This window comes from Acetivibrio saccincola (assembly GCF_002844395.1).
GTDB classification, from domain to species: Bacteria; Bacillota; Clostridia; order Acetivibrionales; family Acetivibrionaceae; genus Herbivorax; species Herbivorax saccincola.
Window position 1 is genome coordinate 1,781,159 of sequence record NZ_CP025197.1, and the last position, 22,427, is coordinate 1,803,585.

Annotated in this window: 16 protein-coding genes and 1 pseudogene; 3 read left to right on the top strand and 14 right to left on the bottom strand. The window is 35.1% G+C overall.

From position 1 onward, the window contains the following. The first annotated feature begins 92 nt into the window (after window positions 1-92). A complete protein-coding gene (locus HVS_RS07910) occupies window positions 93-698 on the top strand; it encodes a TerD family protein (RefSeq protein ID WP_101300951.1) in 606 nt (201 codons plus the stop codon). A gap of 58 nt (window positions 699-756) precedes the next feature. Further along, on the top strand, window positions 757-3,696 hold the full coding sequence (locus HVS_RS07915; RefSeq protein ID WP_101300953.1) for a calcium-translocating P-type ATPase, PMCA-type: 2,940 nt from the start codon (window positions 757-759) through the stop codon (window positions 3,694-3,696). A gap of 156 nt (window positions 3,697-3,852) precedes the next feature. Here HVS_RS07915 and HVS_RS07920 read toward each other — a convergent pair whose 3' ends face one another. From HVS_RS07920 to HVS_RS07985, 14 genes and pseudogenes are all read right to left on the bottom strand, one after another. Continuing rightward, the gene (locus tag HVS_RS07920) at window positions 3,853-4,674 is read right to left on the bottom strand and encodes an HAD family hydrolase (protein ID WP_101300955.1); all 822 of its coding nucleotides are present in this window, start codon (window positions 4,672-4,674) and stop codon (window positions 3,853-3,855) included. 13 nt (window positions 4,675-4,687) lie between these two features. Further along, complete coding sequence (locus HVS_RS07925; protein WP_101300957.1) at window positions 4,688-5,809, bottom strand: cysteine protease StiP family protein; 1,122 nt, start codon at window positions 5,807-5,809, stop codon at window positions 4,688-4,690. A 59-nt stretch (window positions 5,810-5,868) separates the two neighbouring features. Next, on the bottom strand, window positions 5,869-7,302 hold the full coding sequence (locus HVS_RS07930) for a phosphoribosyltransferase family protein (RefSeq protein WP_101300965.1): 1,434 nt from the start codon (window positions 7,300-7,302) through the stop codon (window positions 5,869-5,871). Then, window positions 7,256-8,440, bottom strand: coding sequence for an HpcH/HpaI aldolase/citrate lyase family protein (locus HVS_RS07935; RefSeq protein WP_101300967.1), 1,185 nt, complete (start codon window positions 8,438-8,440; stop codon window positions 7,256-7,258). Before HVS_RS07935 ends, HVS_RS07930 begins: the two co-directional genes overlap by 47 nt. Before the next feature lie 234 nt (window positions 8,441-8,674). Next, window positions 8,675-11,113 carry a YARHG domain-containing protein gene (locus tag HVS_RS07940; RefSeq protein WP_133161649.1) on the bottom strand — a complete coding sequence of 813 codons (2,439 nt, stop codon included), beginning with the start codon at window positions 11,111-11,113 and terminating at the stop codon, window positions 8,675-8,677. A 262-nt stretch (window positions 11,114-11,375) separates the two neighbouring features. Next, window positions 11,376-13,337 (bottom strand): endo-1,4-beta-xylanase, encoded by a 1,962-nt coding sequence (locus tag HVS_RS07945; protein ID WP_101300972.1) that lies wholly within the window; start codon window positions 13,335-13,337, stop codon window positions 11,376-11,378. Between the two features lie 372 nt (window positions 13,338-13,709). After that, window positions 13,710-14,117, bottom strand: a pseudogene (purE, locus tag HVS_RS07950) (5-(carboxyamino)imidazole ribonucleotide mutase); the annotation flags it as partial. 55 nt (window positions 14,118-14,172) lie between these two features. Continuing rightward, window positions 14,173-15,345: a 5-(carboxyamino)imidazole ribonucleotide synthase gene (locus tag HVS_RS07955; protein WP_101300974.1), complete on the bottom strand. Its 1,173-nt coding sequence runs from the start codon at window positions 15,343-15,345 to the stop codon at window positions 14,173-14,175. A 19-nt stretch (window positions 15,346-15,364) separates the two neighbouring features. Continuing rightward, a complete protein-coding gene (locus tag HVS_RS07960) occupies window positions 15,365-16,207 on the bottom strand; it encodes a thiamine pyrophosphate-dependent enzyme (RefSeq protein WP_101300977.1) in 843 nt (280 codons plus the stop codon). 20 nt (window positions 16,208-16,227) lie between these two features. Then, entirely contained in the window at window positions 16,228-17,382 is a 1,155-nt protein-coding gene (locus HVS_RS07965; protein WP_101300979.1) for a transketolase C-terminal domain-containing protein, read from the bottom strand. 88 nt (window positions 17,383-17,470) lie between these two features. Beyond that, window positions 17,471-17,665 carry a 4Fe-4S dicluster-binding protein gene (locus HVS_RS07970; RefSeq protein WP_101300981.1) on the bottom strand — a complete coding sequence of 65 codons (195 nt, stop codon included), beginning with the start codon at window positions 17,663-17,665 and terminating at the stop codon, window positions 17,471-17,473. Between the two features lie 15 nt (window positions 17,666-17,680). After that, the gene (locus HVS_RS07975) at window positions 17,681-18,346 is read right to left on the bottom strand and encodes a 2-oxoacid:acceptor oxidoreductase family protein (protein WP_101300984.1); all 666 of its coding nucleotides are present in this window, start codon (window positions 18,344-18,346) and stop codon (window positions 17,681-17,683) included. Then, window positions 18,339-18,935 carry a carbon monoxide dehydrogenase beta subunit family protein gene (locus tag HVS_RS07980; protein ID WP_235827658.1) on the bottom strand — a complete coding sequence of 199 codons (597 nt, stop codon included), beginning with the start codon at window positions 18,933-18,935 and terminating at the stop codon, window positions 18,339-18,341. The genes HVS_RS07975 and HVS_RS07980 overlap by 8 nt, the downstream gene beginning before the upstream one ends. Before the next feature lie 345 nt (window positions 18,936-19,280). Then, a complete protein-coding gene (locus HVS_RS07985; RefSeq protein ID WP_101300986.1) occupies window positions 19,281-21,164 on the bottom strand; it encodes a DUF4914 family protein in 1,884 nt (627 codons plus the stop codon). A 545-nt stretch (window positions 21,165-21,709) separates the two neighbouring features. Between HVS_RS07985 and HVS_RS07990 the strand changes: the two genes are divergently transcribed. Then, window positions 21,710-22,366, top strand: coding sequence for a PilZ domain-containing protein (locus tag HVS_RS07990; protein WP_101300990.1), 657 nt, complete (start codon window positions 21,710-21,712; stop codon window positions 22,364-22,366). The last annotated feature ends 61 nt before the right edge of the window (window positions 22,367-22,427 follow it).

Here is a 22,427-nt window from a genome sequence, read left to right on the forward strand (position 1 = left end):
CTACTTAGGTTTTATACAGGGTATGATAGAAGAATACCTGTCGGCTTACCCGGCAGGTATTCTATTGACACGGGAAAAGGAGGATTTGATATATGGCAGTTAACTTACAAAAAGGACAAAGAGTTGACCTTACAAAGGGAAATGCAGGATTGACAAAGCTGATGGTTGGTCTTGGATGGGATGAAGCCGAAAAAACCGGAAAAGGAGGTTTTTTTGCAAGCCTTTTTAGCTCACCCCCTCCTCCTATTGACTGTGATGCCTCAGTACTTATGCTTAACGAAAATGGGAAACTTACAAGAAAAGAAGATTTAATTTATTTTGGAAATTTACGAAGCATGTGCGGAAGTGTAGTACACACCGGGGACAACCTTACTGGAGAAGGAGAAGGGGATGATGAGGTAATAATTGTAGAAATTAACAAAATTCCTCCTCATATTCACAGACTTGTTTTTCTTGTAAATATTTATGATTGTGTTAGAAGAAACCAGCATTTTGGCATGATTAAAAATGCCTTTATCCGGGTGGTGAATGCTTCAAATAATCAAGAATTGATAAGGTTCAACCTTTCAGATAATTACCACGGGAAAACTACACTTTTTGCCGGTGAAATTTACAGGTATAATAATGAATGGAAATTTGCTGCTATTGGTGAAGCAACTAATGATACATCATTAAGAGAAATTGTTAAAAGATACTAATACAGATACAAAAATTTTCTTTTAAAAATATAAAGAACTAGAGAATAGGAGACGAGATATGGAGAAGAACAAAAAAATATTCAAAGAGGCAGAAAAGTTAATTAAAGATTTCGGGTCTGATGCTCACAACGGCCTTAGTGAAGAAGGTGTAAAAAGAAATAGGGAAAAGTATGGAAAAAACGAAATCACACCAAGTGAAAAGGTTCCTGTGTGGAAACAATTTTTAGAACACTTTAAAGATCCTACCATTATAATTTTATGTATCTGTGCGCTTGTATCTACAGCAATAGGTATTTACCAAGGTGAATTTCCGTGGGATGGTATTGGTATATTTATTGCCATCATTATTGCAACGGGGGTTGGATTTTGGAGCGAATACAAAGCGGATAAAGCCTTTGAGACACTGAAAGAAGATAATGAAAATATTGATGTTAAAGTCATCAGGGACGGCAGCTTAAAGGTTATTTCCACAAAGGAGCTGGTAGTGGGTGACATTATTGAGCTGGAAAACGGTGATAAAATTCCGGCGGATGCAGTGGTTTTAAACTGTATCGATTTATTGGTTGATGAATCTTTAATGACCGGTGAATCGGTACCTGTAGAAAAGGGACCTGACAACACTAAGTTAATAGGGGGAACAATGGTGGTAACAGGCTCTGCAAGGGCTGTTGTTACAAATGTGGGGGACAACATGGAGATGGGCTCAATTTTAAGATCCCTTGCTGACCAGACTCAGGAACAGACTCCCCTTCAATATAAGCTTGCAAAGCTGGCAGGTCTTATAAGTGTAGTTGGTACAGTTGCGGCAGTATTGATATTCTTTGCTCTGTTTGCCAACTCAGTTTTGACCGGTAATTTCGGGGTACTTAGCAATAGCGTCAAAACAGGTACCGTTGTATTTTTAGCTGCAATAGCTGTAATAACCGGCGTATTGCTAATTAAAGGTAATAAGAAGATAAAAAGAATAGCAACTGTTTTAGGACCTCTTATTGCAGCAATTGGCTTATTATACGTTGCTTTTGCAATTGGGAAACCGGCAGATGCCATTGAAAGTGCAAAAAGCATACTTGACTTTTTCATTGTAGCGGTAACAATTATTGTGGTGGCTGTACCTGAAGGACTTCCCATGGCGGTTACAATCAGTCTTGCACTAAGTATGAGAAAAATAAGACGTGACAATAACTTAGTGAGAAAAATGCTTGCTACAGAAACCATTGGTTCTGTAAATGTAATATGCAGTGACAAGACAGGTACTCTTACAAAAAACCAGATGCAGGTAAGGGAAGTATATTTCAATGGTAAACACTTTGACAGCAGTAATTTTAATGAATTAACCCAAAATCCAATGTTTGAAGTTATAAAAATATTACTTGCAGCCAACTCCACTGCCAACGTTACAAAGGATAAGGACGGGAATATAGAAATAGTGGGTAACACCACTGAAGGGGCTATGCTCACTTGGTTAAACGAACTAGGAGTTAATTTCAACACTATTTTGGACATACGTGAAAACATGCCGGTTTATGACAGGCTTTCATTTAATGCAGATAGAAAAATGATGTCAACGGTTACCGGCTTGGAAAATAGTGATTTGTTTAATTTTAATGAGAATAAGGACAAGGATTCACAAACAATAAAAAGCTGCAAGGTTGTATTGGCTAAAGGGGCTCCGGAGAGAATTTTAAGCTTATGTACAGGAGTAAGCATTGGAGATAAAATTGAAAGCTTTGAAAAGCACAAAGACGATATTAACAATAAACTTTTAGGTCTGTCTGATAAAGCAATGAGGACTATTGCCCTTGCATATAAAGTTGTAGCTGAGGATGAAGTACTGGATAAGGACTCCATTGAAAAAGATTTAGTATTTGCAGGACTTTTAGGTATAACAGATCCTGTAAGGGAAGATGTACCTCATGCAATTAATGTGGCAAAAGAGGCAGGTATAAATGTAATAATGGTTACAGGAGATAATGTGAACACTGCCAGGGCAATTGCAAGGGAAATTAACCTTTTAGAAGAAGACAGCATTGTAATGGAGGGTAGTGAGTTTAAAGAAAAATCCGACGAAGAAATACTGTCAATACTAAAGAAATTAAGGGTATTGGCAAGGGCAACACCTTCTGACAAAGAGCGCCTTGTATCCTTAATCCAAAGGACAAAGGAAGTTGTTGCGGTAACAGGGGACGGTACCAATGACGCGCCTGCCCTTAAAAAGGCGGATGTGGGTATTTCCATGGGACTTAAAGGAACAGACGTTGCAAAAGAAGCCAGTGATATAGTCCTTACTGACGACAACTTTGGAAGTATCGTTAAAGCAGTGCATTGGGGCAGAACCCTTTATGAAAACGTTCAAAAATTCTTGCAGTTCCAATTGACTATAAACGTATCAGCATTGGCCATTGCATTTTTAAGTCCTATTTTGGAAATGATTTTCCCAAGTGCCAACTTCCAGACCATACCTCTTACCGTACTGCAGCTTTTGTGGATAAACCTTGTGATGGACACTTTGGCGGCGTTAGCATTAGGCTTAGAGCCACCAAGGGATGGAATAATGAAAGAAAAGCCAAAGAGAAGGGAAGAGTCCTTCCTTACTAAAAATATGTCTTTCAGCATACTGACAACAGGACTTTACTTTACGGTATTTATACTTTTACTTCAGGCATTTGACTTTATGGGTGCTTCTAAGCTTGGAGATAAAGGTACGTCTTCTGTACTTTTTACAACCTACGTATTTATGCAGCTGTTTAATCTTTTAAATTCAAGAAGTCTAAAGCCCGGAGCATCAATATTTGAGAATTTAACCAAGAGTAAAAGTTTCATGGCGATATTTACGGTAATAGTTGTGGTACAGGTAATTATAACACAGTTTGGAGGAGCTTTTTTCAATACCCAGGCTCTGCCCCTTTACATGTGGGGTAAAATAATTCTGGTAAGCTCACTGACCTTAGTGGTAGGAGCATTGGTAAGATGGAGCCAGAAACTGTTTATAAAAAACTAAATGTAAAACCGGATAAAAATAAAAGGGGCTGTCTTTACTGAATAAGTAGCAGCCCTTTTGTTTTGCTGTTTTACCGGTAGTTTAACTTAGTACTTTATTTGGTAGTTTATTTTACCAGCAGCTAATAAGTTTAGACTGGCTGTTTAAATTGGCTCTCTAACTTATAAGCTTGATGCCTTTTGTTAACCTTTCCACTTCTTTTAGTATCTCTTCAGAGGCAGGCAATCCCTGGCTGTCTGTAAAAGTAATGTGTTTTGGAACTTTTAAAGAACCTTTTTTGTACGAATTGTATATTTCCCCGTGGGATGGGCAAAATGCTATATCAGCATATTTTAGCATGGGTAAATCCAGTATGGAGTCACCGGATGCAATTATTATCTTTTTCCCGGTTTTATTTTTAATGTAGTTTAAAGCAGAGGATTTATTTATAAATTCAGGAACTAAATAAAGTTTTCTTCCCTGGATGGATATATTCCACCCATATTTTAAAATCCACTTTTTAAAATCATTGATTTCATCTAAGGGTATATTGTCTTTGTCAATAATAAAGTAATAAAAAAGATTGTCCGCTTGTCTTTCTTTATAAACCCACTCACTGTTTTTTATTTCATTAAACCGCTCTAAAACTTTTTTAGAAGATATACATTCTGATTTAATTTTAAATGAAATAATTTTAGCCCAGTAGCTGTCTGTTTCCCCATTTATAAGTATGTTACCTCCGTTACTAACAATTGCATATTCGGGAATAATGATATTTTTTAATAAAGAAATTCTTTTATACTGCTCAATGGTCCTTGTGGTAACAGGGACAAATAGCACCCTGTCAGCAATTTTTTTTAAAATATTAATGGAAGCTTCCGTCATATAGGATATTTCTTTGTCTTCTTTTTTTTCAATGAGTACAGGGTTATTTTTATAATTTTTTAAAAATCTTTTAGAATATATAAGAGTCCTGTCCAAATCACTTGCAAAAAGCATTTTATCACCTCAATTAAAGGGGCTTTATTATTCCGCAGCACTCATATATAAGATCGGTATTTACCTCAACGGAAACATTTTTTTCAGAGGCTAAAAGAAGAATATGTTTTAAATTTTTACTGTTTAAATCCCTAACAAGGACTTTCCAGGGGACACGCCTTAACAAAACCCTTGTTGTTTCTCCCACACCCGGCTTTATTAAATTTATATCCTTTATACCAAAGGTTTTCTGAATTTTTTCTATGCTCTTTAAACCCAGCCAGGAAAGGTTAGGGGAGGTGTTTTCCAATTTTTTAGTTTCTTCCTCCACTTCATATTCCACATGGGAAAATTCCTTTACCACGGCATCAATGAAAACATATGACACATCTTCTTTTTCAAGCTCCTTGTAGTATTTAGCCCCATGGAAATCATTTTCTTTAATTATATCACATCTGTGAAACGTCCTGCTTACAAGTCCTGAAACGGTGGAGTTGAGGCAGGCACTGGGAATGAGAAAATCTTCCCGGGTTCCAAAAATTTCTGCACAGTAGCCTGGGTCGGCAAGTACAGCCAAATCACCATTTAATTTTATTTTATATTTGTTTTCAAAATTTTTCAAAGCCTCATCTAAAACTATTTTTATCGCCCCTTTGCCTGTCCAGCCGTCGATAAACTGGATATCACAGCCCGGATGGTTTTTTAAAATGTACAAAAGGGCATTTTCATCTATTCCTTTTCCCCTGATGATGGAAATGCTGTAGTGGGGAAGATTTAAATTATATTTAAATTTAATATACCTTTTTATTAGTATCCCCACAGGGGTTCCGGCCCTTGCAAGGGATACAAGTACTAAGTTTTTGTTTCTTTTTTTCATTATTAAATTTGATACTACGCCAACGGATATAGCAAGCTTTCTAGAAGACTCATCTAAAGATGAATAAAAAAGATGCATGTATTCCTTTGAAGGTTTGTATTCAATGGGCAGCATTTCAGAGTAGTGCCCACCTGATTGAATAATCTTTTCCCTTGTGGCTGTATTATCTTCCTGTACCAGATTGCTTATATCTTTAAGTAAAAATACAACATCTTCCTTTGAATAACTGCCTATGGGTGAAGGCTCTTGTATTTTTATATTTTCTAATATTCCGTTCATTTTCTACACCTGACTTTAATAATTTTCTTACATTAGTAATTTTTATTTAATGGTTAACTCTATACCAAATTCACAACATAAATCCTTGGAATTTTGGTGAGTTTTAGTTTAGTAAGCAATGGTTCCAATGTTTTGTCATCAAAATTTCTTTCAAAAAATATATAGAGTTCATCATAATAATTTACAGGTATGTTGTAAATATAATTTGGTACACCAACTTCATTGGGGCTTTTAAACTTAATTGCACTTTTTATAGCATAGTTTTCTTTATTTATTGGGTAAATAGGGCTTCTGGTGGTGGAATGAAACTTTACCCCATCTCCCATATAAGATGCAATTTTCATTGGAATATGCATAAACTCTTCAGTGCCAAGGCACAGAATCCTTTTTCCTTTGCGTATGCTTTTTAAGTAGCCACCAGCTTTTTTAATTTTTTCCTCTGTATCATTCCATAGGGAAGAGACAATGCCAAATCTTCCTGTGGAGCTTAAATAGCAGGAATTATTGTTCTCTTCATAGGAATGAGTTGATGTATAATTCAGGGTATCAAGTTTAAAGTCTTTTAAAGATAATTTAATAATCTCAGGCTCATCTATAAAATTTACTTTATTAATGCTATGATTAATATCATTGCTATCTGATTTTGCATCAGGGTTTTTTAAGTTAATTTCATCTATAAATGCATTTATAGCATATAAATCTTCATTTACAGAAAATTCTCCAGACAGGAGGGAGATAAAAGTAATTTCAATACCCAGCTTTTTCTCTAAATGATAAAATAATTTTTTACTTTCTTCAGAGCGCCAGTCCAAAATACTTGCAATAATATATTTTTTTCTCTTGCTGTATTTATCCATTGAACTTATAATATTGTACAGTGTTTTTCCTGTAGTAATTTCGTCATCTACAATAATAACAGATCCTTTTGAGGACTTTAATACATCACTACAGTCATAAAGCCTATGGGAGGTGGCGTGGGAATGTTCCTCCTCAAAGCTTATGGAAGGGTTAATGTCCTGTATATTTTCCCTTGTAGTGTGAATATAAAAACTGTTGTCTGAGAAAAACTCAAACATGGAATGCCCCAGTGCAGTGGCTGTTTCAGCAAAGCCAACAAAAATCAACTTTTCAGGGGGCACAATTCTAGAGGAGATAACCTTTTTATAGGTTTCTTTTAGGTTTTGTCCGGTTTTAAGAGCTTCTATAACGTCTTTTTCCACCAAAGATTCTATATTATAAATTTTCTTTAAAAACCTAATAGCAAGGGCAGTGCCTGTAAGCATGGGTATAAAAGGGTCAACAGCCAAGTGTTTTCCCAAAACACTGCTTACAAAAAGAAATCTTCTTTTTGTATTTATCCTCATTGCCATTGAGAATAAATTTTCAATAGGTATATTATACGGATTTTTGCTAACATCTATATCAATTGTCAGCCCGTTTACAATTTCAAATTTCTTCTTCTGCAAGAAGGTCTGTAAAAGATTTGTTTTCATGGAACACCCCGTATACTTCTGATCTTTTGATTATATTATAAGCCCAGCTTAAATGTGGCTTTATTTCATTCATTTTATTAGAGTAGCTGCTTTTAAAAACACCCTTTTCACCACCGTTATTGTCAATTATATTGCATGCATCGGTATATTCCTCATGGCTTACAACATAAAGCGCTTCTACAGGAATTATGTGAGTAGGGTGGATGATTGTTTTTCCTATGATGCCATTTGCTTTGTCAAGTAAAACTTCCCTTATTAAACCGTCAAGGGATTTATTGATTAATTTTTCCCTCAGTTTTATACCAAAACTGCCGTGCTCAGTAAAAGGACTGAGCCTAAGCTGTGGTTTTAAAAGTCTTTCACCGCTGGAAAAATACTCCCAGACAGGACCTGACAAAACAAAGCCGCTTCCTTTTCTTAAAAACTGGTTTATAATTAATTCAATACAATTTCTTATAACAGCTATATCATATATGGTTGTATCTTCGTTTCTTCTTATTCCAAACAAACTACAAAAGTCAGTAGCGCCTATTCTTATATTAAGGATATAATTTTTATATTCTTCAAATATTTCTCCAATGTATTTTAAAGAGTGAGAGCGCTTTTCGTGGTAAATAAAATCCTCAGTTTCCAAAATAGGCATTGCATAAAGGGAAGTATCAAGCCCTTTATTGATTTTTTCCAAGCTTTCAAAATATGTTCTTGCATTGGCGCAGGTAATTTTAGGAAACACAAACCCTGTAATAACAGAAATATAAGGTGATATTCTTTCAAATATACTGACCATATGAGATTCATTTCTAGGTCTTATGAATATAAGAGGAATATCATCATATGATATTTTACCTGATTCAATATGAAAAAATAATTTCTCTACAGTTGACTCAAGGATGCCGTTGGCGTATTCTAAAGATTTATCCCCGATAGCGTCTTCTAAGCATATAACAAGGGAAGAGAGACCCTTATGTTTTTTGCTTAATATATCTTCAGCTATTGTAGTCCTTGTTGCAGGCATGTACAAAGTAGCCCCAAGACAATAAGCCAGAACATCTCTTTTGGTATATTTATTAAATGGCTTTGGGGGAATATAAAAAAAATCTTTTTTTTGTTCTTCTGATAAATAATCGAAAAACACCATAAAAAATCCTACCTTTTTAATATTATATTAATTTGAATTAAACATACCTATATATTATAACATATATTTCGAGTTTTTTAACAAAAAAAATACAAAGTCTTTTTTAATATGTATTAAGGTCTTTTAGTATATATTTTAGCAGGGAATAAAAAATATATGCCATTAGACAAAATAATAATTTTGTCTAATGGGAGAGGGATAAAACAAAAAAATAATAAGGCATTCTAAAATGCCTTAATTAAAAGCTTTCATTTTCTTTTTATACAGCCAGTAAATTATACATAGAGTTATTAAAAGAACAAAACATACACAAATAAATAATTTATTAAAATCAAAAGCCGGATTTACTTTATTATTAATTGATTTTGAATATGTATTGTAATACTCAGTTGTATTTTCCGTCACACAGGTGTTGGTTTTTATTATATCTTTTGCATCCTGGTCATATGAGTAATTTACAAAGTTATCATTATCTATCCATATGCAATTGGCACTTTCAACATTTAACGGCACTTTTAAACCGCCGTCTTTGTACACTATATATGAATTTGATTCATATGGCTTTGAATAGTTCATCCTGTGGTATAAAAGCTTGTCACCTTCATAAGAAAATTTAATATCTTTGGCATTTTCTATATTAGAAAACTTATTTAAAGAATTTGTATTGTAGTTGTAGCAAAAAATTACTTGAGACCCGCTGTAGATTATATACATATTATTGTGTATTAACTGGGTTTTCCATATAGGCTCATCTAAAGATACTTTTTTTGCTGTAGTGCCGTCAGAAAGATTATATTCGTATATTTCTGAGCCTTTGTAATATAAAATTTTATTATCGGACGGATAAAAGCCCATAAGGTTTCCGTCTTCAATTATTTTCTTTATTGACTGTTCCTTGCTGTCCATGTGGTAAATAATGTTTCCGGACTGCAGGACCACTGAATTGTCTTCATATACATAAAAGTTTTCAAAATCATTAATAGGTATAACCAAAGTTAAAAAAGTGCCGTCCTTAGGATTAAAATGATAAATTATATTTGTATCCTTCTTTAAACTCCTGTATTGAAGAGAATCATCATAAGACCATATGAATTGATAATCTTCCCAGTTTCCGCTGCCTATTAAGTAGGAAGTCCCATTTAGAGTAGATATAAGATATATATCGTCTTCTATAAAGCCTGGAATGCTGCTGCCTGCCATAATAACATATTTTCCGTCAGGACTTATGCATTTTAGTTTCATTGATTCTAAATTTGTAAGCCTGAAAATGGAATCATCCTTATCTATAAATAATGTATCTGAATTGCCATTGGAAACTTTAATAATCCCATTGGTATAAGCGTACATATTTGACATATTTAAATCGTTTATATCAGTGGATGGTAAACCATCAGAATTGCAATTTGTCTTAAATTCAGTGAACTTTTCAGGAAGCCGGATTAATTCTTTAAAGCTTTTACGGTTTTTTTCTATACGTTCCTGCCAGGCTGTAATTTCTGAATAGGTGGTATTTATTTCAGAAGAGCTTTTCTTTGTATAGGATATTTTTTGTTCATCATCATATTTTAAGGAATATTCTTTAAGAGCTTTTATAACTTCATCATAAGTTTTATTTTCAAAATCTTTCATTGCATCTTCAAATTCTAATATTTGCTTTATATTTATTTTTTCAATTTCGTTTAATTTTGCGTATTCAAAGAAGACATCCGGTTCATACCAGCTTTGTATTGTAAAAAAATCATCCCATTTTTCTTCTGAAAAGATATAGCCGTTTCTTGCATAAATTTCATTGCGGATTAATTCACATACATCCAATCTTTTTTTAATTTCAGAAAGAACCAGTTCTTCGTCAGTGCATTCAAAAAGATATCCGTCAAAGTCCTCAAGCATTGTACCAATATAGAAAAGTTTTTTATCCCATTTATAACCGTCAGATTCCCTTTGATACGGGGCGTGAAACTTATTCTTTAGTTGGTAAAACTCTGGTACAGGTACATATTTAATATATAAATCAAAAGAAGGTTCTATGTTTTTAAACTGCCACTGTATCCCCTTTCCGCTGTAATAATAGTTTTCAGGCACAGCATCTATTTCTAAAGAAGATACAGGTTCTGAAAACTCCACATTAACATTTATTTCGTCAATACGACCTTTCCACAGGGCTCCAGTCTTTAAGATATATCTAATACCATCAGGGCTTTTTAATTTGTATCTTACAAGAAGGGATTTTCTTTCATTTTTCTCAAAATCCACAGTCCATGAATAGTATGAATAATGATAGTAATCCTCTATTCCTGTCAAAATCATCCCTTCTTTTAAATTAAGGTTTACATCAAAAGGTGTTAAATCAGGATAAGATAAAACTTCAAAATCCTTTAGATTTTCTTCGTGGTTTGCTGCATTTGGAAAGCCCATTTTAATTTGTGCAGCTTCACCTGTATTATGTAAATTAAAAATAACTTCTATCTCGTGGAAGTTATGTGATTTATTCTTAGAAATGTTGTAGTTAATATTTATAACCTGGGTTTCAAGACGTATATTATTATTATTTAAAGGGTATATGGTATTCCCCGTCATTCCTTTAGAAAGCAGGCTTGCAAAAGACACCTGGTTTGCACACCAAATAAAAAAAACTAAAACTAAAATAATAATAATTTTTTTAAACTTCAACACTTAAAATCTCCCCTAATATTCGTTGCATACATTGAATAAATGTATGCTTAACGTGGGTTTTTAATTAAAACTATTGTGGTTATCTATAGCAATTTTATCATCTATTTATGAAAATTTCAAGGCTCTAAAAATATTGAGGATATTTACCCTAAAAATGTTAAATTATTAATAAAACCTAAAACCGGCTGTTGTACAAATTTAGTACAACAGCCGGTTTTTTTAAATCATATATTTTAAAACTTAATGTAATTCATATTTACTTTTATTCTACAGGAAAAGAAACGATAATTTCTAAAATGTATCTTTGTAAAATTGCTAAATCTATTGTGTCAACAAAGCCGTCTCCGTTTAAATCTGCAGGTTTCCATACAGTTGGTGGCTGAGGTACCGGTACACGGATATCATCAATTTCCAGTATGTATTTTACAAGAATAGCTGCGTCAATTGAATCTATGGTACCGTCATTGTTTAAATCCCCGTATTTTATTTTTTCAGGAGGCAACTCTTCAACTGTTCCGTCAAGTGAAATCTTATATGAAGCCGTTCCTTCCCCTGGTTCTAAATAAATACTTACTGAAACAGGAGCGCTACCTGGAGCGGATATTGTCACATCATATTTGCCGTGGAAACCTCTGAAAGTATAATTTCCACTGCTATTGGTAGTACCGGAATCATTTGTCCTCCACTCTTCTCTTAGAGCCTGATATCTTAAACCTGCTTCATTTACAGTCCAGTCATGGTTAACTATTGCTGCATCAGGACCTCTCCAGTGAGAATCTGCATGGAATCCCCACATTAATATACCTTCCACACTTGGATGTGAAAAAGCAATGCGGTATAAATTTTCAAGGTTGTCAGCACGTAATTTTACATCCTGGGTTGTTGAATCATATTCTGTTATCCATATTGGCAATCCCGTTGAAGCCAATGTATTAAGCCTGCTTTCAACTACAACAGGGTCTACAACCTTGTCCTGTGAAAAGTGACCTTGAACTCCTATACCGTATAAATCAACACCGTTTTCTAAAAACCAGTTAATTTGCTGTACATATGCATCAGTTTCAGCCTCAGTGATAATATTGTAGTCATTGACAAATAATTTGGTGTCAGGATCTAATTCTTTTGTTCTGTTAAACATATATAGCCAGATATCTTGTCCTAGCCTGTCTTTAAAAAAGCTTCCGTGCAGCATTTCGTTATTTACGTCCCAGTCAACAAATTTCCCTCTAAAATGAGGTACTACACTTTCAAGCCTGTCATCTATTGCTTTTTTAAGTTCAGTATTTGAAAGGCTTCTCACCCAGGACGGCACATAGTCCTCAACTTCCCAGAATATACAGTGACCGCGTACAATAATGTCATTTTCTTTACACCACTCATACATATAATCAGCATCAGTGTAGTTTACATTACCCCTGCTGGTTTCAGTATGATACCATTTAGCTTCGTTTTCAAACACAGCCCATTCAAAATTTTCTTTAAAAAACTTAGTGTAACGTTCATCATACATTGCACTTCTTCTAAGAGCTGAACCAAATGCAAAATGGTTTCTAGTCTGTTTAACTTCAACAGTGGCACCACTCACAGGGTTACCGTTTTTATCTACAACTTTTATTGACGCATCTCTTTTTCTGTATTGTTCAATTCTTTGGTCTGCAATCTCTCTCCAGTTTCCGGCGTTCATATACATCTCTGTCATCACTATATTGTCTACATAAAAACTATACTGAGGTTGTGGTCCTTCAACATATACTTCCAATAGTGTAGCAGGTTTTGTTATAGAATAAGAGCCGCTAAAACGGGTCCAAACATTACCTGTCATGTTCATAACAGTTATTGTGTCAAATTCAGGTTCGTTGTTGCCTTCAACTCTTTTCATTGTTATTTTTACTTCATGTTCTCCCGGAGCATCAACTTTTACCCATGCTGAAAACTCATATGCCTTACCTACTTCAATAATGTCAGTTACATCTTGGGCTATACCGTTCCATTCATCTGTCCTGTCATAAACGTAAGCACAGTAGTTTCCGCTTTGCGGGTCATCACTTACAATTTTAATTGAATGGTTTTCCCCATATGGGTACCACCCTGTTTCATCACCGGTTTCAAAGTCCGGGTTGATAAGAAGATTAGGCGAGTCAGATGCAGCCCAAACACTTCCGGCAGGAAGTATCAGGTTTAGCAGCAATGCAACCACAGCCAAAATCTTTACGGTTTTTTTCATACATTTTTCCCCCTTATTAAAAATTTATAATAAACCTCAAAAATGAGATTCCTTAAGATTCTCAAAATAAACAGCACAAAGCATTTCTGTCTTTAATCTATCTTTATTTTTGAATTAAATTTTATTAAATTTTTCCCATATTAAAAAAAAGTTTTTATTCATAGTGCAATTTTATATTTATAATGAAATATTTATAATACAATAATATTTTCTATATTAATTATATAATAAATTGCAGAATAAAAAAAGAAATATCATTAAAAATTGACATAACAAAAGAAAGTTAAGGTAAAACACCCGTTAACTTTCTTTTATTTAATATTTTATAGAATTTTTAGCGGTATTTTATGAAACGATATCTCTAAACCTGAAATAGGAGTTTATGGTTCTCTGTACATTTGGATCATCTAATGCAATGATTTTTGCAGCCAAAAGAGCCGCATTTTCAGCAGCATTAACAGGAACAGTTGCTACAGGTACCCCTGCAGGCATTTGCACAATTGAAAGCAGCGAATCAAGCCCGTCTAAACTTCTGGATTTAATAGGAACTCCTATAACAGGCAGATGAGTTATTGCAGCTACCATCCCGGGTAAATGGGCAGAACCGCCGGCCCCTGCAATTATCACATCAAGTCCTCTTTCTTCTGCTGTTTTAGCATACCGGTACATCTTGTCAGGAGTCCGGTGGGCAGATACAATGCTTATTTCATACCCTATCTTCAGCTCGTCTAAAATGGCAGCAGCATTTTTCATAACGGGAAGGTCTGAATCGCTTCCCATAATAATTCCGACTCTTTTTCTATTATCATCCACAGATACCGCATCCTTTCAAAATTTAAATTAAAGGTTTTATTTTAATTTTATTTAATGCTTCACGGGCTTTAGCTATGGCTGTATCCCTTGACTTATCCAAAACAGTTATATGTCCGATTTTCTTTAAATTTTGAGTAAACTTTTTCCCATAAATGTGGATATAAACATTCTCTTCTTGCAAAGCATTTTCAAACCCACTAAAAGTATATTCACCAAAAACTTCATTATTCCCTAAAATATTAACCATTGCACAAGGAGAAAGTAATTTTGTTGACCCCTGGGGAAGTCCTGTAAGTATCCTTAAAAGCTGCTCGTACTGGGACGTCTCACAGGCTTCTATGGTGTAGTGTCCTGAATTGTGGGGTCTTGGAGCTATCTCATTTATATATACCTCTCCCTTTTGGTCAAGAAACATTTCAATGCAAAATATACCATAATCGTCAAGAACGTCAACAACTTTCCTGCCCACATATTCAACCTTATCTTTAATTGTATCATCAATTTGGGCAGGTACTTTTGTTAAAATTAATATATTGTCCCTGTGTACATTTTCCACTACGGGAAAAGTTGTTATGCTGCCATCTAATCCACGTCCCACAATTATTGACAATTCGCATTTAAAGTCTATAAATTCCTCTACCATAAGCTTTCTGTCTTTAAATGCTTCATAAGCTTTATCTACATCTTCTATATTCTTAATGAGCATATTTCCTTTGCCGTCATACCCGCCATGGCAGGTTTTGAGCAAAACAGGAAGACCGTAGCTTTCTATTATATTTAAAATATCTTCTTTACTTTCCACCTTTTTAAATGACGGTACAGGAAGCCCTGATTCTTTTAAAATTTGTTTTTGTATTAATTTATCCTGTATTTTTTTTAGTGTCCTTCCGGAAGGATATATTTTATATCCTTCTGACTCTAATTCACATAGTACATCCGCATTAATGTGTTCAAATTCATAAGTCAGTACATGGGTGGATTCAGCAAGTTTCCTGATTGCATTGTAGTCAGTAAAAGATGCAACTATCTGGTTGTCTGAAACTTGTCCTGCAGGACAAGAAGGTGTGGGATCTAATACCGATACATGGTATCCCATTCTTTTTGCTTCATAACTGAGCATTCTGCCAAGCTGCCCGCCGCCTACAATCCCGATTTTTGCCGGGGGCATTAATGGATTTATATCTCTTATAGCCACAAGTACTACCTTCCTTAACTTACTTTAGATTTTTTAAATATTCAGCTGCCTCATTGGACATATACTCTTCAAAAGAATATATATCCTTTTCTGCTTCTTTTGCAATTTTAACAGTGTGGTCAGGCGGAAACTTCATGTTAGTAGGGCAAGGTGTATAAATCTGTACATAGGTAGGACCTATTTCCCTTGCTACAAGTACTGCTTTTCTTACAGCCTGGCCAAGTTTTCTTAGACTTGCAACAGTAACCTTTGCAACATAGTCACAGCCGGATGTCTTTGCAAGTTCAAATACAGGTATTTTTTCAAAATTCTTTCCCTTAGGGGCCATGTTTATGACTGTTCCCTTTCTTGTCATACCACTTTCCTGACCGCCGGTATTTCCGTATACTTCATTGTCCAGCATAATGGTTGTTATGTTTTCCCTGCGGAACCAGGAGTGAAGGGTCATATCCAAGCCGATATCTGCAATACCGCCATCCCCCACCATAACAATAACGTCTTTTGTTTTATCAGGATGACGCACTTTAAGCATTCTCTTTAAACCTGATGCAACTGAGTTTTGATTTCCAAAGGCTGTGTTGGAGTAATTGAGACCGCTTTGTGAAAGGGCAAAAAATGAACACCCGGGCGTCCCTATTACAATGGAGTCTTCAGGATTTGGCAGTGATGCAATTGCTAAACGGATTCCTGAAGAAACACCGCAGCCTGCACAGTGAGGATGCTGTTCTATTATTTCTTTAAAAGTTCCCAAGTCATCAACGCTTTTATTTTTACCATATGGCCCGTTATTTACAAGTTCTTTATATTCTTGCGGTAATATATCTTCAAATTCCTTAACAGGAGTTATTGCTCTTAATGACATATTTTCTCCACCTGCCTTTTTTATTTGTTTTTGCCAATTGCTTTTTTAATTTCATTCATGATGATTTCCTTTGGCATTGTCATGCCACCGTAGACCCTTGGACCTTCAATAACCCTGCTGTTGTTATCAATAGCAGCTTTAATTTCCCTGCAGAGCCATCCCCCTGCATTAAATTCAGGCACCACTATGATATCTGCCTTTTCTGTAGCTTTTATTATTTCCTGTGTAGGGAATGGACGGATTGATTTAATCTTAATTAATCCTACTTCTATTCCCTCTTTTTCTAAAGCCCTTATAGCCTCCCTTGACTGTGAAACAGCAGTACCTGATGCTGCAATTAAAACTTTGGCGTTAGGGTTGGTAACTTCAATCATTCCTCCTAAATAACGGTCTATATGTTTTTTAGCACGTTCTGCTGCTGCAAGTATTTCCTGGTGCCATGTTGCATTGGCTGCATAGCTTGTATAGTTGCTCTTATTTAGCAGAGGATCCCTTGTAACACGTATAGGTGGAGTTTCCATATCAAAAGCCGGAACAGGTGCAGACTTTGGATCATACTCCGGCAGCTTGATATCATCCGGAGGAAGCATTACCAAATCACGGGTATGAGTAACAAAAAACCCGTCTGCAAAAACCCCCACCGGTAAATGAACTTCAGGTTGTTCCGCTATAACATATGCCTTTAAAATCATGTCAAAATAGTCCTGAGCGTCTTCAGCATGAAACATCAGCATTCCGGTGTCCAAGAGAAATGCCATTTCAATGTTTTCAGGCTGTATTGACGGTGGAAGTGAAACTCCCCTGCACATAAAAGCACTTACTATTGGCTGGCGTGAACCTGCCCAGACCGGAAACATTTCCATAGCCCTTAAAGTACCAGGACCGCTTGTGGCAGTGAAAACACGTCCCCCACCTAAAGACGCACCGTGTATTGCAGCCATAACGGCAAACTCATTTTCAGCACGGTAATAATCTTTTAAATACCCTTTTGCGTACAAATCACCAATTAAATGCATACTTTCACTTTGTGGTGTTATAGGATAAGCTATTGCCATATCCACATTTGCCCTTTTAACAGCCTCAGCAACAGCTTCACTTCCTGTTATAAAAGCTTTCTCTCTTGGTGCTTCAAAAAAAATGTACTCTGGGTTTTTAACACATTGTTCCTTTGCCATCATATATATCTCCTCGAACTAAAATTTTTATTTTAGATTTTCTACACAATTTTATATTGTATGCTATTTCTACACTATTCTAACTATACTATTCTACACTGCCTCTTTCCAATGCTTTTTTAGGACAGACCGATACACATAGGAAACATCCTTTACAGCGGTTTGTATCAATACAAACCTTTTTATTTTCGGTAAGCATTATTGCATTTGGTTCAGGGCAGGTAAAAATGCATATTTTACATCCTATACACTTTTCCTCATCAACTTTAACAGAAAAATACATATTCTTTTGCCCCCCTTAAATGGAAACCACTTTAACATGTTTCCTGGATTCTCTCACAACTTTCATATTTGTTTCAATTAATTGAGTTATCTTATTATATTTTTCTTTTAATGCATCATCTAAAGCCGCTGTAGTACCAGAAGCAACAAATTTTCCCCCGCCAAACCTGTCAATCAGTGCAGCTTCTAAAGATTCATCTGAAACAATGCCTGTAACCTCAAGAAGTGCCCCAAGCATGGACATATTTGTAGCCAGTTCAGTTCCGGCTACTTCAACGGATATTTTTGTTGCAGGCACATATGCTATTTTTGCATTTAAATTTTTAAGTTCTTTAACTTCTTCATCACTAAACGGTAAATCTTCATCAGAGTTTATTATTATTGTACCGTCAGGCATAAGCCCTTCAAAAAACGGAACTGAGTAACATTTGCCCTGGGTAATTACATGGGGATGAAATACCATAACTATATTCGGGTCGTGAATTTCTCCCCTCTCATATATTCTTTCAGATGAAATACGCACATAGCTATCAGCAGGAGCCAGCCTCTTTTCTGCACCAAAAAACGGGTTTACGGTACTTTGTTTACCATCTCTTGTTGCAGCAAATCCAAGGATGTGGGCAGCTGTCACTACACCCTGGCCTCCTAATCCAGATAGCCTTATTTTGGTTGTTTTACTCACAATGCTTACCTCCTTGCTGGCACTTCATATTTTTGGTAATCTCAGTAAGTTGTCTGATTTTTGCAGCATCCACATCCCTTATTGAGATCATGGCATCTTCATTTCCCGTTTCAGTAGAAAGTGAAATGGTATAACAGCTGGTGCCGCCCCTGATAAGTTTTAATGCAATGTTTGCGTAATGGGAATGAACACCCGCAAAAACACAAACATCTATATTATGGTGCATAATTGTTAAATTAGAATGAATGGGATTTAATTCCACTTCAGGTTCAATTTTAGGATACTTAGGTCTGTAGTCAGGCATAGGTATTATCTTTGCCCCTACAGTATTTGCAAGTTCTATAAAAGCTTTTGCTTTTTCCTCAACACCATCCATCCAATTCCATAAAATAAGCGGTCCAGGAACAAAAACCGGATTTTTAGCGGATAACAGCTTTTCTGCCGCCTTTTTCATTCCATCTGTTTCAGGCAGAACACACCCTTCTACCAAAGACTCACCTTTTTCAGGTAAAACTACTCCTTTCATAGCAGCAGATGAAATTACAAACCCTTCTGGACCGGGTTTAACTTTATAATTACATGTTTGCACTTTTGTGCCCCCTTTAGCATAAAATAAGTTTCTTATTTTTGCATTAAATTATACTTTACTTAATAAGTATAGCATAACATAATACAAATATAACATAATATAAGTATAGCATAACATAATACAAATATAACATAAGTTATTAATAATTAAGATTTAATTATACGAATAAATGTTAACACAATTAAAGTATAAAAGCAATTTTTTTAGCTGGTTAAGGCAATATATGGTATGATTTGGGTAAAACTATAAGGGAAGGTTTTAATCTTCCCTTATAGTTTTTTAAAGTAAATAGAGACTTCATATGTTTTTCATCTATAGAAAACTTTTTAAAAAATAGTTTAATTTTTATAGTTTAATTTTAATTAAATCCAGGTAGTCTTCAAATGACCCGTCGGATAAGCAGCACTCAATAATCTTTCTGCCTAGAGGGTTTAAATCATCAGATAAAAATTGTTTTAGTTCTTTTTTGAAGAAGTCAGTTAATATTTTAGCTCCCTTATCGTATCCTTCAATTCCAACTTCAGGCTGCATATGAGTTTGCAACAATCCTTTTGGTATCTTGTTTCCATCAACTTTTAGTGAGTTTAGTGCATATCCTAATAGCGGGCACCTGGACTCTGTTAATTGTTCCGGTCTGAATTTAGCACTTCCCCTTCTTGCCACATATTCCCTTGCTATCCATTCAGGCATGAAGTCCACTTTATATGCTCCTATATTCTGGTTTGGAACTAAAATATATCTTGTATTAGGAGTATTAACTATTTGCTCTAAAAGAAGGTTTGCCTGGTCAACCATCCTGCCTGTTGCAAAAGGCCAGTATGAGCCCACTCCTTCACTTGTCATACCTTCTGTATCTATAATACTTGGGTTGCCATGTCCTCTTGGTGCAACCAAACGCCACAGCCATGCAATACTAGGCGGCAATACATGCAGCATACCTATAATCCCGTACGTAGGATTTTCTTTTGTGCAAGGCGGTGTTCTGACACCAAAACTGCGTACATCTATTTCTACAGGTTCATCTACAATCTGTGGTACAAACCGTCTTGGCATTATAACCCTTGGGTTTGGACAAGGCACATCAGGTGCATCCATAGTGTGCTCCCAAATGAGGCATGTGGAGCCTGGAACACCCCTAAGGTTTAAAAATATCAACGGCTCTTTTGGATGTATTGTGAGCTTTTCATAGTGAGGGTCAGTACCATATTCAGTTATGTGGTTAATTCTTAGGAACCATCCGTTTTCTGCGTCTTTAACCACAAGCTTTCCGCTGTCATTTTGAAGGGATGGGTGGCAAAGTGCCATATCGTCTGTAACCGGATGAAGTTCACAAGTTTCCTTTAGCACCATATGTGTTGCTTCACCGGTTAAAATATTTTCACAAAGAACTATGCTTCCGTCCGGCTGTTTGTGAATAGGCTCTAACATTTCACTTTTACCGCCGCCGCTTGCCCCCTCATGCATTATGGTTATTACGTTATCATAAGGGGTTATAACTTTTACAGAAGAAGCATGCAGGGTTACCCAGCCCTCCAGTTCCCCTATATGAATGAGAACACCGTAAATCCCCTTCTTTGCACTTGGTCCCGGGTACAGGTTGTATGAGAACAGTTCGTGTATTTCACTTCTTCTGTTGTGAACCACAACCTGCTTACCGTCAAAATGAGTGTGCCTGAAAGTAGGTGCTAAGTAAATTGCAGCTTTAGGTTTGAAATTATTAGGTATTTCATCTTTAGGAATAAAACCTTGAAGGTCTGCAAGGGAAGCAGCAAAGAAAGCAGCATTCATTGGGGCTACTAAAATTGATGGATAGCCAAGTTCATCACTTCCGGACATAAAAGGCATAATTATAAGTTCTTTTCCTTTAAACCATTCAAAGGTCTCCTGCCTGATTGGTTCAAAATCCCCACCGTAAAGCTCCCCGTAACGCGGCTTATCTGTATCCTTATTATCAGCTACCACCAGACAATCAGGGTCACGGCGCCTCATATAAACATCTTCATAATTTACAACAGCACCGTTGTTGCAGCGGGCAACAGTTGCTTCAACTACCCTGCCCTTTCCGGGAATGTCATAGGCAACTTCAAATAAATCAATATTCTCATCATTTCCAAGAGCCATGTCTAAAAGTTGCTTCCTGCTTTCAGGAACTACAACTTTTGAAGCTCCTTCTACAATTTCTTGCAATTCTTTAGAAAAAATAAATTTTTTCAATATTGTTTTATCCATAACAAAATCTCCTTCTCTATATTATAAAATTGGTTGAACATTATTTTAAGCCCATAAACAAAGATATGAAAATATCAAAGTTCTGGTAACCAAATTCAGATTCATTTAGCATCCCCTTTTAAATCCCCCTTTTTAAATAGATTTTTGCCAGTTTGCCAAACTATTATTTGAAAAAATAAAAAATAATATAAAACTTTATGAATACCTAACTTGCATTTTGTTAATATATTAACATATAAATATTAAAATTACAACACTTTTTTGCAAGATTATTGGTGCATCTCTTTCATTTCAAATTTTTGTATATTTATATTTGTTTTTGTTTATCCAAAAAAATATTTAAAATATACTTAAATATACTTAAAATTTCTTCTAAAATATGCTATAATGAATGTAGTTAATTTGTTTTTAAGTAGTCACCAAAAGTTTTTCTTATTTTTGACATTTCTTATGTTCCTACAATTGCCATTCAACTAAAACTTATTTGCTAACAAACTATGTACCAATGTCCTTCAAAACAATATTTTAAGAGGGGTTGATTTAAGTTGAAGCTTAAAGTTGGAGAAATCGTTACGCTAAAGCACTACTCAGGGAAAAAAATAAACAAGGGGTTGATAAGCGATGTAGAAAGCAACAACGTTGTAGTAAGACCTGAAAAAGACTTTTTAATTTATAGCTACTTTATAGATGATCCACTTGTTTTAGGCTATGAAAATGAAAATATAGTTAGTATCTGTGAGGCTGTTGTAACAGACATCGACTATAACAAAAACACCATATCTGTCAATATAAAAAATATCCAGACGCTTACAAATAAAAGAATTACTCAAAGATTTCCGGTATCCTTAAGCGCATATATAACTAACCACAATGAGAAATCATTTGCATATATCAGAAATATAAGTCTTGACGGTTTATCAATATGTTCTAAATTAGAAAAAAACAAGGGTGATATAATAAATGTCCAGACAATTATAGAAAATAAAGAACTTATATTTGATGCAAAAATAATGTGGAAGAAACCTGGAAAGCTGGGATTTGAATACGGTCTGGTTTTTGAGTCGGTTGGAGAGGAATTTGTAGAAAATTTGGAAAGCTGCCTACTGTATTTAAAGATGGATCAGGAAAGTGCCCTGGACAGGTTAAAATACGATTTTAACGTACATAAAAAGAGACTTATGACAAAGTCCATTATGAATTAACATTATGAATTAATATATAATAAAAAAAAGCCCTCTAAAGTTAAAACCGAGGGCTTTTTAA